The 13,870-nt window shown below is 42.4% G+C and carries 8 protein-coding genes; 5 read left to right on the top strand and 3 right to left on the bottom strand.

All coding sequences use genetic code 11. The features are described from left to right. On the bottom strand, positions 1-7,353 hold a 7,353-nt coding region (locus CHU92_RS15490; protein WP_129583113.1), incomplete at its 3' end, for a choice-of-anchor J domain-containing protein. Positions 7,354-7,510: 157 nt separating this feature from the next. Here CHU92_RS15490 and hflX point away from each other — a divergent pair. Continuing rightward, positions 7,511-8,737: a GTPase HflX gene (gene hflX / locus CHU92_RS15485; protein WP_094417195.1), complete on the top strand. Its 1,227-nt coding sequence runs from the start codon at positions 7,511-7,513 to the stop codon at positions 8,735-8,737. A 34-nt stretch (positions 8,738-8,771) separates the two neighbouring features. After that, positions 8,772-10,055 (top strand): MFS transporter, encoded by a 1,284-nt coding sequence (locus CHU92_RS15480; protein ID WP_094417193.1) that lies wholly within the window; start codon positions 8,772-8,774, stop codon positions 10,053-10,055. Positions 10,056-10,159: 104 nt separating this feature from the next. Here the strand turns inward: CHU92_RS15480 and CHU92_RS15475 are convergent, their stop codons facing one another. After that, entirely contained in the window at positions 10,160-11,059 is a 900-nt protein-coding gene (locus CHU92_RS15475) for a DUF3078 domain-containing protein (protein ID WP_094417191.1), read from the bottom strand. A 412-nt stretch (positions 11,060-11,471) separates the two neighbouring features. On the opposite strand from CHU92_RS15475, the gene CHU92_RS15470 reads away from it, so the two are divergent. The 3 genes from CHU92_RS15470 (at position 11,472) to CHU92_RS15455 (ending at position 13,509) form a co-directional block, all read left to right on the top strand. Further along, positions 11,472-11,801 (top strand): hypothetical protein, encoded by a 330-nt coding sequence (locus CHU92_RS15470; protein ID WP_129583112.1) that lies wholly within the window; start codon positions 11,472-11,474, stop codon positions 11,799-11,801. A gap of 149 nt (positions 11,802-11,950) precedes the next feature. Further along, the gene (locus CHU92_RS15465) at positions 11,951-12,595 is read left to right on the top strand and encodes a tetratricopeptide repeat protein (protein ID WP_094417187.1); all 645 of its coding nucleotides are present in this window, start codon (positions 11,951-11,953) and stop codon (positions 12,593-12,595) included. Positions 12,596-12,903: 308 nt separating this feature from the next. After that, positions 12,904-13,509, top strand: a complete 606-nt coding sequence (locus CHU92_RS15455) for a hypothetical protein (RefSeq protein ID WP_129583111.1) — start codon at positions 12,904-12,906, stop codon at positions 13,507-13,509. A gap of 209 nt (positions 13,510-13,718) precedes the next feature. Here the strand turns inward: CHU92_RS15455 and CHU92_RS15930 are convergent, their stop codons facing one another. Next, entirely contained in the window at positions 13,719-13,865 is a 147-nt protein-coding gene (locus tag CHU92_RS15930; protein ID WP_165764682.1) for a hypothetical protein, read from the bottom strand. Positions 13,866-13,870: the final 5 nt, after the last annotated feature.

Genomic DNA, 13,870 nt, shown 5'->3' with positions numbered 1-13,870 from the left:
ACTGTCATTAAGGCCATCATTATTAGGCGATATACCGCGCTGGATGAGGCATGAGTTTTCAGTAACATCAAACCTTGCTGTTGTTGAACAACTTGTTGTTGAGTTAAGCGGAGATATAGTTACAAAATATTCACCTAAACTTTCCGCAACAAAAGTAGGTTCTGTTCCAATTACAGTACCATTTTCGGTCCTGCTCCACGCATAAGCCACATTCCCCGGGTTATAGTTAATCTCACCAGCATCGAATACTACTGCCAAAACATACCTGTTGCCTTCACATCCGCCGCTTATGGCTACTTCTTCAGGTCTTGGTATAATAGTTACAGTAAAGCTGCTTTCATTAGTACAGCTACCATTTACAGCATATATATATATAGTCTGGTTTTGTGTTACAGAACTACCAACAGCAAGCTGGGTACCAGTCCCACCAGGGCCAGTGTAATAATTATTATTAGCGCTTAGGGGCTCCAAAGTAAACTGCTCACATCTTGTTACATTTGGTTTAATATCTGCTGTGATGGCAGGAACCACGTTTACTACGAAACTCTTCTCATCAAAACATGAGCTAATGGTAGGGGTTGTTGCGGCTGCATAAACATAAATTGTCTGGGTGGTACTTATAACCTGGCCAGCAGCCAGCATGTTTCCGCCTCCATTAGGGGCTGTATAATAATTACCAACTGACAATACAGGAAGGGTATAACCATTCGTGGCACAAACATCAATCTGAGAGTTGCCCGGCAAAGTTACTACCGGCCTCGGCACAATTGTTACTGTGAAACTGCTTTCATCGGTACAATTACCGCTAACAGCGTATATGTAAATTGTCTGGGTTTGTGTTATAGGAGTACCCACTGCGAGTTGTGTACCTGTACCGCCTGGGCCTGTATAATAACTATTATTAACACTTAGCGTACCTAAAACAAACTGTCCACATTCTGCAACATTCGGCTTAACGTCTGCTGTGATGGCAGGGAGCACATTTACTACAAAGCTCTTCTCATCAAAACATGCGCTGATGGTAGGCGTTGTTGCTGCTGCATAAATATAAATTGTCTGATTCGTGTTAATAACCTGGCCAGCAGCCAGCATATTTCCGCCTCCATTAGGGGCTGTATAATAATTACCAACCGAAAGCACTGGCAGTGTATATCCTCCTGTAGAACAAATATTGACTATAGTACCATTTGGAAGTGTTACTACCGGCTTTGGTATAATAGTTACTGTAAAGCTGCTTTCATCGGTACAGTCACCATTAGCTGTATATATATAAATAGTCTGGGTCTGTGTTACAGGAGTGCCAGCGGCAAGCAGAGTGCCTGTACCGCCCGGGCCTGTATAATAGTTGTTGTTAGCGCTTAACGGCTCTAAAATAAACTGGTCACATTCCGTAACATTTGGCTTAACATCTGCAGTGATGGCAGGAAGTACGTTTACTACAAAACTCTTCTCATCAAAACACGCATTGATAGTTGGTACAACTGTGGTTGCGTATACGTAGATAGTTTGCGTAGTATTGATTACTTGTCCGGCTGAAAGCATATTTCCTCCACCGTTCGGGGCATCATAATAATTACCAACTAATAGTGTAGGCAAGATATATCCTACTGTTGCGCAAATGTTAACTACAGGCCCGTCAGGCAGTGTTACCACCGGCTGGTCATAAACAGTTACAACAAAGTCGCTTTCGTTGCTACAACCCGGTACAGCGCCCTGAATATTAATATAGATAGTCTGTGTTGACTCAATCACTGTACCCGGGGTAAGCTGAGTACCTGTGGCGTTTGGCCCTGTGAAGTAGTTGTTTCCGGGATCAAGTGCAGGAAGCACGTAAGATTCACACACGGCAACATCTGGCAGTTGCTGAGGGAAAGGTGTAGTAATTACGGTTACTGCCACAGAGCGTACCGCAGAACATCCCCCGTTATTGACTGTAACCTGGTAAGTACCCGATGCTGAAGCTGTTATAGTATTTCCAGTATCCGGAAGCGGGTTCCCATCCAGTGTCCATGTATAGGTAATTCCGGGGGCATTTACATTAAAGTTGGCATTTGAGATTGCAATAGGCGCGGACGAACCCTGGCAAAGAGTGAAATTGCCCGGTAGGTCAAAAAGAGGCCCCTGCTGAATATTAATATCAAATGAATCAGTTACAAAGCAGGTCCTACCGTTTAACTGTACCCTGACATATAGGGTCTTGTTTACATTACTTACATACGATGTTGGCAACTGGTCGGCAGTATTTCCGGCTGTTGCCTGGGCTTCCGTTTCATAGAAGGTAAACGTGTAATCCTGAGGGTTAGGGAGCGCATTTGCTACGCCTTCCAGAAGGTTAAATGTTGCATTATCACCAGGATTTGCCACACATCTTGTAACAGTATTTGTCTGGGTTAAAATGATTGGCGCTACCGGAGTAATAGTAACATTACTTTCTATAACTGCAGGCGTAATGCCGCAACCCGTATATGTAGCACGTGCCTTCATATTAGTAACACCATTAACACATACTTCGATTGCCGGATTGCTGCTATAGAAAACACCATCTTTTAACCATTCAAACTGAACATTAGAAGGGCCATTTGGTGTAAACCTGTAAGCTTCTTCAATAGCGGTCCAGTTACCGGTGTTCCGGTTTGGTGGTGTAAAGGCAACTGTACCCGCAGCATTTTGTATACCAATTAAACCGCGGCCACCGTTCCATGTTGTACACGGAACACGCCTTTTTACATATACCTCAACAATATTGGTAATTTCATAGAATACTACCTGTGTTGTCTGAGGGCCTACCGTAGGGTTGTCATTACAACCGCCGCCAAATTGTGCAATTTCTGAAAAGTTAACCACAAATGCGCGACAAGGATAAGTGCCAAGTATCTGATAATTTATAGACGGTACCGCAAAGTTATTTTGAATACTCGGGTCTATATCCTGATAAACACCATAAATAGCTTTTCTGATAGGGAAGCCGGTATTAGGTATAGTTGTATTGTAGCTCCACGGGCAAGCATCAGCGGTACCAAAATTTGTACCAAAAGTTACCACTCCGTTAGAGCCTACCTGTACAGTCGTTTGCTTTTCGCCAAAGAAACAGAAATTGAAGTCAGCAGGTAGCGTAAAAGGAGGCGCCCACCTGTCATCCTGTGTTATATCCATTTGAATACCTCCCGTAAATGGAAACTGTGGCGTATAAGCTATTGTCTCAACATTATAAGATGTTGTATTACCAGTTTGCAGGTATTGTGCCGTAAGGTCAACGCAGGCGTCTTCTCCAGGGCATATACTTAAATCCTGTCCCGGGTTAATTACCTGAAGATCCTGGTCAAACAAGTCAACCCTGGCACAAGCCGGAGGGAAGAAAACAGAGAATTGTGACGGGCCTGCCCAAAATCCTTTATCGTTAGGGCCGCAAACAGGCCTTACATAATATTCATAAATGACACCCGGAGGTAAAGTAACAGCATAGCTGGGGGTATTATTTACCGTAACTGTTGGAGGTGTAGTGTCACTTGGTGGCCCGTTAGTTTCTGGCTGTATTATAACTTCCCACTGGGTTTCAGTACCTCCCGGTGTCCAGGTTAGCAATACTTCGCCTACGTTTGCCGTGCCGGTACTTTGAAGGTTGGTAACCGCAGGGCAGGTAATTACCCTGAAATTGATATTGTCTACCGCAGCAGGAGGGTTATTGCCTCCGGTGCCGTCATTTCTCCATTCGAATATAAGTCTGCGTGTCTGGCCTACATATTGTGATTCATTGAACACAAACACCTCATTCTTCCATACCGCACTATTGCTAAATTCACCACCAATCCTTCTCCTGTCCGTGCCGGCGGCTATCTGCGTGCCGGGTGTGGGGTTAAAGGTTGATGGAACAAGCCATACCCTCAGCCTGTCAGTAGCTCCTTCACCTATGGCACGCCAGTCAAAAGAAAGGCCTACCTGCGTAGTTCCAGTAGGAATTGTAATATCCCTGTAAATGTGAGTTACTGAAGAGGCCGTATTGGTGTAAGTATTTGTTACACCATTATTATTAGACACATACAATGATGTTGTAGGGCTGTTGCTTATTGCAGAACCTACTACCCACTTATTTGCCTGGGTGCCGTTTACTGCTGTCCAGCCTATGCTGCCTTCTATATTATCAACATAAGGAAGTGTAGTAGGCACCTGCGGCAGTCCTATTGGTAAAGGCCCTGTCCATACGCCCGCGTCGCCGGGGCCACAATTACTGCGAACCCAGAAATAGAAGTTCGTTGAACCGGCAGGAATTTCATCATCAAGTGTTACTGTTGTAGCGTTAACGTTGCCTGTTGGCGTGGTTGTAGCGCCCGGAACGTTTGATATATTCGTAGAAATATAAAAATCATAAGTAGGGGTTACTGAAGCAGGGGCTATCCAGTTAACCACTGCGCTTGTAGGGGTTACCGTACCCAGTGTAAGGTCTGATAAAGCCGGCGAAGGACACGTAATAACTGCTACATTTATATTGTCGACTGCCGCAGGCTGCTGTTGGCCTCCTGCGCCATCGTTCCTCCATTCAAACACAAGCCTCCTTACCTGTCCGGCAAGCGTGCCAACATTCGGGAGAATTACAAAGGTGTTCTGCCATTGGTTGTTGCCGCTGTAATCTGTATTGCCTACCCGTATGTTTGTTGCACTGGCAGCTATCTGCGTACCCGCTGTAGGGGTAAATGTACCCGGCACGAGGTATACCCTTAGCCTGTCTGCAGTACCTTCACCAAGCGCACGCCAGTCAAATGATATGCTTAGCTGCTCCAAGGGGCCGGCAGGAATTTGTATATCCCGGTAGGCATGTACCACAGAAGCTGATGTAATGCTATAATTGTGTGCGGCACCGTTATCTGAAATATATAAGGACTGCGTGCCACCGTTATTAACAGCGCTACTGATTATCCATTTGTTGGTCTGGGTCCCGTTAACCAGTGTCCACTGCGGGTTGGTTTCAAAACCATCCTGGTAAGTAAGTGTAGCCGGCACCTGTAGTGTAGTGAAGCTTATCGGGCCTACCCAAAAACTGGTACCGTTCACTGTGCCACAATTACTTCTTACCCAGAAAAAGTATGTAGTTGAAGGTAATAAATTTTGTAATGTAAACCCAGCAGTATCTACGTTGCCGGTTGGTGGGGTAGTGTCTGTAGGCGGAGTATTTGTGGTTGACCTGAAATAATCATAGGACGATGCTCCCGGAGCAGGGGCCGTCCACACTATGCCCGCCTGTGAAGCAGTCACACTTCCAGGAGTAACAGCAAGACCTGTAGGCACACTACAGGTAATAACTTTAAGGTTTATATTATCAATAGCAGCTGGCGGCTGTGTGCCTAAAGTACCATTATTACGCCACTCAATTATAATCCTCCTTGTCTGACCTGCGGTAAATGCTGAAGCGTCAATTGTAAAAGTTGACGTTGTCCAGTTATTGTTAAGGTTAAATGAAGGGCCTATCTGCACCCTGCCTGCAGCAGCAGTTATTTGTGCTCCCGGCGTTGGGTTAAAAGTAGCCGGAACCGACCATACCCTGAAGTAATCATTGGTTGGCCCTTCACCTGCCGACCTCCAGTCAAACGAAAGGCTGAGCTGGAAAGGGTTTGCAGGAACTATATAGTCCCTGTAAGCATGTACTGTTGATGTAGCTGTGAGGGTGTAAGCATTACTGGCACCATTATCGTTAGATATGTATAATGACCTGTTGCCCCCGTTGTTTACCGCAGGACCTATAACCCATTTATTGGTTTGGGTACCATTGCTTAATGACCATCCGGTTACCGGGTTTTCAAATCCTTCTGAATAGTCAAGGTTAACCGGGATTTGTGTTGTGGTAAAAGTATAGGGGCCTGCCCAGGGGCTGAATGTGCCGTTACCGCAGTCTGCCCTTACAAAATATTCATAATTGGTAGCCTGGTCAAGCGCTCCGGCGGGCCAGTTCGTATTTGAGTTTGCTACATTTATTTGAGAAGTAGTTGTTGGTATGCCTGTACCCGCAGGCTGAACTACATATTGCCATGAAGTTGCGCCGCTTGGGTTGGTCCATGACAGGTCTGCCGAATCAAAATCAACATTAGTTATTGATGTGTTTGCCGGAGCCTCGCAGGTTGCCTGCTGTATAGTAAGCGTATATGGTGTAGTTTGTGTGGTTGACGTAGCTATTACTATATAATAGGTTTGCCCTGCGGTTACAGCAAAATTATTTATCGTAACAGGAAGAACAGCACTTCCAGTACCACCGGCAGCACAGCTTGTGCCTATGTTGGCGCAGCTTGTATAAACGAACATGCCCGAATTGGCGCCGTTGTTTGTCATTACTATATTTACCTGCCCTGTAAAATCAGGTGTATAAGAGTAAACTACTTCGTTACCGTTAAGGAACTGTGCTGTAGTTCCACAACCTGTAGTTCCCGGCGAGCCGTCAAAATCGTCACCATATATCGAAGTATTGTCATTAGTCTGGTAAGGTATGCCGGGTATGACCTTAGGCGCGTTACAGGTGGAGCCTAAAGGCGTAGTCGTGGTTTCTATAGGGCCAATCCAGCCACTAAAATTGGTAGGGCCACAGTTTGCCCTTACATACACCCTGTAGTTAGTGTTTTCTGTAAGGCCTGTGTTCACTACTAAAGAGGTACCCGTAAAAGTAAAATCAGGGTTGCCAGTCTGTGTATCGCCAGGGGCAAGCACTTCTATAGAAAAGTTAGTAGCCCCGCCTGTATTACCTATATTTACCTGGAATGTAGTAGGCGTTACATTGGTAATTGTGATGTTAGCCGGGTCAAGACACTGCGAAACCACCTGAACATTATCAATAATCCAGCGTTCTGTAGTTACGTTTGATGACCTGTAAAAGAAAGCAACGTAAACCTGGGTACCAACAGGGAAAGTAGCCGTAGGTATAACGAGCTCTTTTTCCGTCCATACCTGCTGTTGTGGGTTTGTTTCCGATTCTGACCATCCGTCAGCATCAATAAGAGAAACAAACGTTGCAGGGTCCGGCGATGTAGATATCCGTATATCTATCCTGTTACCCTGGTCTCCGCCTTGAATAAACTTAGAAAAGAATTGAAGCCTGGGATTAGCAGGCACAGGAAAAGGTTTGGTTATAAGCCAGTCTTCAGGATTGGGGTTTCCCGCTCCGCCGTTCTGTGAAGCTATGTAGGCCGATTTGGAATTATTAACACCTTCTAAGGGTGTTGCAGGCTGCCCGTTTAGCCATGTAGCGGGTCCGGTGCTGTTCTGGAAGGTTGTCCATCCGGGTACCGGCCAGGTTTCAAAACCCTCCTGGTCCAGCTGGGCATAAAGCCCCAGTGATGACAATACCATGAAAAGCACTAAAGTAATTTTTTTCATAGATTTTAGTTTATGGTAATAATAATCTCCAAATTTATAAAAATATAAATTGGGTATAACATTTAATTAAAATTTAACATTACAGTCCATATTCAAATAATATTTTAGCTTTTTAGCAATCCAATATTTCTACCTTTGCAAATCTTATTAATTTCTTATGCTGGAAAGAGAAACCATAAGGTTTGAAAAAACTGTAATTGCGGGAATAATTACCCAAAACCAGGACGAAGTGAAGCTCCGAGAGTATCTTGATGAGCTTGAATTTCTAACTTATACTGCCGGCGGGGAAGTGGTGAAAAGATTTTTTCAGCGAATGGAAAAACCAAACCCCAAAACCTTCCTTGGCACCGGTAAAATTGAAGAAATCCACCTTTACATAAAAGAAAACGGGGTATCAACCGTAATTTTTGATGATGAATTATCGCCGGCCCAGCAAAAAAATATTGCCCGTGAACTTGATTGTAAAATTTTGGACCGCACCAACCTCATCCTTGATATTTTCGCGCAGCGGGCAGAAACGTCCTATGCCCGGACACAAGTGGAACTTGCCCAGTACCAGTACCTGCTGCCCAGGCTCACCGGCATGTGGACGCACCTTGAGCGCCAGCGAGGCGGTATAGGGATGCGCGGCCCGGGTGAAACAGAAATTGAAACAGACCGCCGGATAGTCCGTGACCGCATAGCACTGCTGAAAGAAAAGATCAGGACCATTGATAAGCAGATGGCCGTTCAGCGCAGTAACCGTGGCGCTATGGTAAGGGTGGCTCTTGTAGGCTACACTAATGTGGGTAAGTCTACGCTTATGAATGTAATAAGCAAAAGTGAAGTTTTTGTAGAAAACAAACTGTTTGCCACCCTTGACACTACTGTCCGGAAAGTTGTAATTAAAAACCTGCCTTTCCTGCTGTCTGACACGGTAGGTTTTATACGTAAGCTCCCAACGCAGCTGGTAGAATCCTTTAAAAGTACGCTTGATGAAGTAAGGGAGGCCGACCTCCTGCTGCATGTGGTGGATATTTCGCATCCTGATTTTGAAGACCATATCGCATCTGTAAACCAGATACTCCAGGATATTAAAAGTAATGACAAGCCGACTATCATGATTTTTAATAAAATTGATGCTTATAAACCCCTCACTATAGATACTGATGACCTTGTAACGGAAAAGACACCAAGGCATAATACCCTTGAAGAGTGGAAAGCCACATGGATGGGCAATGTAGGAAAAAATAACGCATTGTTCATTTCGGCGGCTAACAAAGAAAATTTTGAAGAGTTCAGGGAAAAGGTTTATGAAGCCGTCCGAGAGATACATATTTCCAGGTTTCCGTATAACAATTTTCTTTATCCTGATTATAAAGAGAATATCGCCGAAGAAAAATAATAGCAGTACCGGCTATTGATAATCAACTAAAAAAATGCAAAACAAGAACAGCACAACTCCAATTACCGGGTACCAGAAATTTGTAATATTTATTCTGGCTATTACACAGTTTACAGTTATACTTGATTTTATGGTCATGTCACCACTTGGCGATATCCTGATGAAATCACTGGGCCTTACTCCTTCACAGTTTGGGATAGCCGTGTCTGCCTATGCCTTCAGCGCAGGTATTTCAGGGCTGCTTACCGCTGGTTTTGCAGACAAATTTGACCGTAAAAAACTGTTGCTGTTTTTTTATATAGGATTTATATTAGGCACTTTTTTATGTGGTATTGTTAATACGTATATATTACTTGTAGCTGCCCGTATTATCACCGGCCTGTTTGGGGGTGTCATCGGCTCCATATCTATGGCGATAGTAGCTGACCTTTTTACACTGCAGCAGCGAGGCCGGGTAGTGGGATTTTTGCAGATGGGATTTGGCGCCAGCCAGGTACTTGGCATACCAGTAGGACTTTATCTTGCGGATAAATGGCACTGGCATACGCCTTTTTGGCTGATTGGGGCTATGGCAGCCATTATTGCCACATTGATATTCCTGCGCTTACAGCCCATAACGCAGCACCTGAAAGTCAAGCAGGAACGAAACGCTTTTATGCATTTGTGGCACACGCTGAGAGAGCGTGATTACCGTATAGGCTTTACGGCAACAGCCTTACTTTCTATAGGTGGATTTATGATGATGCCTTTCGGGACCGCCTTTGCTGTAAACAACCTGAAGGTAACCCATGAGCAGTTACCGCTTATATATATGGTAGCCGGTGTAAGCACCTTAGTGTTCATGCCTTTTATAGGGAGGCTAAGTGACAAAACGAGCAAACTGAAAATATTCAGTATAGCGTGTTTATGGGTTATAGCTGTCGCTCTTACCTATACACAGCTGGGGCCGACACCGCTATGGATGGTAATAGGGTTTAATATACTGATGATGGTAGGCATTACAGGCCGCATGGTGCCATCTACGGCTCTGGTCAGCGGTGTCCCCAATATGAAAGACAGGGGTGCCTTTATGAGCATCAACGCATCATTACAGCAGATAGCAGGCGGTATAGCTGCGGCATTTGCAGGCCTTATTGTAGTGCAGCAAACACAATACACCCCACTGGAGCATTATGATACTATTGGCTATATCGTTTCGGCTATAACGCTTATAAGCATCTGGCTAATGTACCGTGTAAACAAAATGGTAAGCAGGCGGGCTAAGCAGCAGCCGGCTTTGGATCAAAATTTTGCCGATGTGCCGGTGCAGGAGATCTAATGGCTGTGTAGTGCGCTTATAATCTTGGGCAAAGTTAATAAAGCAGAAGGGCCTGGGCCACATTTTCAGGCCCTTTCTTGTTGTTCCGGCAAAAGTTTTTAGAATCAAAAACCGTAATTGGCCGCTACCCCAAATACCTGACGTACCTGGAAGCCCTGGAAAGCGTTATCATCATAAATAGTCTGGAACGACAGGTTGGTTGTCATATACCTGTTGATGCGCATTACAATATTGAGTTGGTAGTCGATATCCACATTTTGTGGGTCCTCAAGGTAATTTGAATAAAGATTCAGGATATTTTCGAGCGTTACATTAGCAATAATATCAAATTTATAATATGCCGATGCATTAAAACCTAGCTCATAACGCAAACTTTCTCCCTGCTCCACACCAAAATATTTTTCATCCGGCAACGTGAAATTTTTATCTACAAATGTGAGTTTTGATGTCGCCGGTGAAAGGTTTAATTTCAGGTTTTCCTCTTTTTTATATAATATACCCGGCCCTACAAGAAGGTACGCAGGTGAAAAAAAACTTGTGTATTCCTGGCGTTGTTCGGCATCATTTTCATCACGGGAATAGACATAGCCTTTTGCAAACTGTGTCCTGAAGTTAAGGAACGCGGAGTAGTACCAATATTTTGACATCTTCTTTCCTAAAACCGAATTTATTTCCAGCCTGTCATCCGTTTTTTTAGCAAAAGCGCTGGTCCTTGTCTTAACAATACCGTATGAAGCCATGAACTTGTTGTCCCATGTCCAGTCATCTTTTTTATAATTAATATCATAATTGATCCCTATGTTACCCGCAATGTTGTTTTCGCCACCGGCCACCCAATTATCAAAAGTTGACTGGTTAAATAAAAGTGAGGCATTCCCCTTTGCCGTCCATGGGCCTATAGTATCGGACTGGACAGCGCCGGTTTGAGCAGTTGTAGTTTCCGACTGGGCTGATGCACAAATACCTGTAATTAAAAACAGGGAAAGAAAAATATATTTAATCATGACGGTAGGTTTTCNACTGGCTTTAGAGTCAAATCCAAGAGAAAGCTTAGAAAAATTGACCGACTTTACTTTGCATAGAGCGTTAATAAACAAACAAATAAGACGGATTCTAGCTAAATTTAAATGATTGCTAAAATGGCTTTGAAATACGGTTAATAATTGCGTATCTTCGTGTACTAAGCTGATGTTCTTTTTTAAAGGCATTACTTGAGAAATAATCCTTTAATATACTGAATATCAGCTTTTTGTCAAAATTTTTAAGAACTTATTTTATTGATTTTTAATCAATTATGTTTTTTGTCGTGTACTAAACACTTTTATATATTTTGCATCAAAACCAATATTAAAGTTATTTAAAGACCGTAAATTTCAAAAAAACCTATTAAGCCCAGATGATCTAGAAACTAATGACTTGAGAATTTGGGCTCAATCTTACAGAAAGATTGGTTTTAGTTTTGGTGAGAACTTTGATTATTTGAAATTTCAGTTTACTGATAACGAAGTTTTTGTTTTTATGCGACGTTCTTTTCTAGGTATTTACAGTGGCCCATTTCTTATCAAAGAAAAAGTGCCAAATGAATATTCATATCTTGGTAAACTCGAATTGAAGAATTTTTCAGTTAATGGTAGTGACGTAAAAATTAGTTTCGGACACAAAAATCTAATTGGAGTAAAATATAATTTTCATTTAACGAATGTAAGTGATAGCGACAAAGAATTATTGAGTTTGAACCTCTGCTAACAGCGGTTTCGCGCTATTGCTAGTTTTTCTTGAATTGAACTTCTTTCTTCACAAAAATATTTTATCTTGGCTGAAAGTATGCAGTTCGCTTTGACCGCCACAGTCGGCTAGCGGCGGAACGTTAGCAGTAATTTTAGAAAAACCAGACAATGACAGATTGGTACAGACGAAAAACTTGGACTAAAACAGACGAAGAAGAATACTTCGCCAAACTAGGACGTGCAAGAAAAGACGGACGAGCCCAATATTTAAGAGTTCAAGCCATAGAACTTATTGAGACCAAGGACAAAAATCTATTGTCGGTTGCAGAAAAACTATTAAATAAAATTTTGACAGAATATCCCGACAACCGAATTGAAAAAAGCCAAACATTTAATTCATTAGGCGAAATATATAAGCTGAGAGAAGATTACGACACCGCATTAGGTTACTTTCAAAAATCGCTTGACTTTGAAAAGGAATTTCCAAATTTAATAACAACAGCATATTTGAACTTTTCTGAAATAGTTGTTCGTGCAAAAAAAATAGAATTATATGACAAAGTGGAAAACTTGCTGACAGAAAAAATAAACGAAGACACTTTAAAATTTCCAGTTCAAAATTACATTATTTATTCTGTAATGACAGTAATTTCAGAGTATAAAGGCGACTTTGAACATTCAAAAATCTATGCAGACTTAGCAGAAAAGAATGCAACGACACAAACCAATTCACTTTGGAACCCACATAAGAATAAATTTGGAATAGTAAAAGACAGAATAAAATGGTTGGACAACCTCGTAGGACGGAAATAAAAACTACTGCTAACAGCCGTTTTGCAAAAGCTGGGGTTTCGTGCTTCTATGACAGTCAAGTGCTAAATTCAAGCTTTGTACATCTAATGAAGTTTAGTGCTGTAAATCCCCACCTTCGGGTAGCTGCAAAACGTTGTGCGGAAAGCCCGAAGAGATTTCCGCACAACGCCCCAGGCGATTTGCCCCAGGCCAGCCCTTCGGGACTGGTTGACAGTCTTGTGCTCCGAATTGAAAATCAGCGAAGCTAAACCTGCTTTCGGCAATAGTCAAAACATTAGCCGACATATTTCGTAACCAAAAAAATGCCTATGAAGAGTTTAATCACTATAATTTTTGCTTTTACCTTTTTACAAAATTTTGCCCAAGGATATGGTCAAGATGGTTATCAAGAGAAAAGATACAGAGAAGCTGTTGAAGATTTAAAAAATAATGAATTAGAAAGAGCTGTAATGGGTTTTTATTTTGTTAATAGTTATAGAACAAATGAGTTAGGTGTTATTGCATTGAAAAAATCAGATTCTATACTTCCTTTTGCCCAACACAATATTCGTAAAAAGATAATTGGAAAATGGATTTTATCAGAAAGCGGTTCAAATTGGGGATTCAAAAAAGAAAACGACAGTATAGTAAAAAAGTTACTGGTAATTGAATATGATAAATTTTCGTTTTATGACTTAAATCTAAAAACCAATGAAATGACTCTTACCAAATCTGAAAAATCCCTTTTTACAAAAAACAGAGATATGCGGGGACTACTTTTTGATTTTGTTTTTTCCGACAAAACATTGTGGAGTTTTCATTATAACGAAAAAACAAAAACTTTAAAACAAATCATGACCGGTGAGGATTCAGAAAATGGCAGAAGTGAAATGGTTTGTGGAAACCCTGAATTTATATATACTAAAATAGAATAAAAATACGTTGGTTGGCTGACAGCAGTCCCTGTTCCACAACTACCTATTATAAAAGTAAAATTCTAAAATATAAATTAGCCTTGTTTAGGCACTTTTAAGCAAGGTTTTTGAATCAGCGATCTAAACCCGCCCGGACGAAAAGCCCAAATAAATAACAAGGGCTTGCCCTTATTGGCTTTAGACTGACTTGGCTATGGGTTAGGGAATCCTTAAAACAATCCCGGAAATACCGGAAGTTTCCCTATAGCCCTGATGGAAGCGGCATCCTCCGTGCCGCCTGCTTTGCGGTGCGGAGATAGAGCTGACAGCAGGTTCAAGCCCCTGCAAAAATGCCGGTGGCTGGCTGCTCCCTCCATAAAAA

Origin of the sequence: Flavobacterium cyanobacteriorum (genome assembly GCF_002251835.1) — a bacterium.
Taxonomy (GTDB): Bacteria; Bacteroidota; Bacteroidia; order Flavobacteriales; family Flavobacteriaceae; genus Flavobacterium; species Flavobacterium cyanobacteriorum.
The sequence above is the reverse complement of the archived record's forward strand: the minus strand, read 5'-3'. Positions and strand labels throughout refer to the sequence as shown.

Excerpts from the sequence above, each read along its gene's own strand:
- hflX (WP_094417195.1), top strand. The coding sequence starts at position 7,511 with ATGCTGGAAAGAGAAACCATAAGGTTTGAAAAAACTGTAATTGCGGGA.
- CHU92_RS15475 (WP_094417191.1), bottom strand. The coding sequence starts at position 11,059 with ATGATTAAATATATTTTTCTTTCCCTGTTTTTAATTACAGGTATTTGT.
- CHU92_RS15465 (WP_094417187.1), top strand. The coding sequence starts at position 11,951 with ATGACAGATTGGTACAGACGAAAAACTTGGACTAAAACAGACGAAGAA.
- CHU92_RS15480 (WP_094417193.1), top strand. The coding sequence starts at position 8,772 with ATGCAAAACAAGAACAGCACAACTCCAATTACCGGGTACCAGAAATTT.
- CHU92_RS15930 (WP_165764682.1), bottom strand. The coding sequence starts at position 13,865 with ATGGAGGGAGCAGCCAGCCACCGGCATTTTTGCAGGGGCTTGAACCTG.
- CHU92_RS15455 (WP_129583111.1), top strand. The coding sequence starts at position 12,904 with ATGAAGAGTTTAATCACTATAATTTTTGCTTTTACCTTTTTACAAAAT.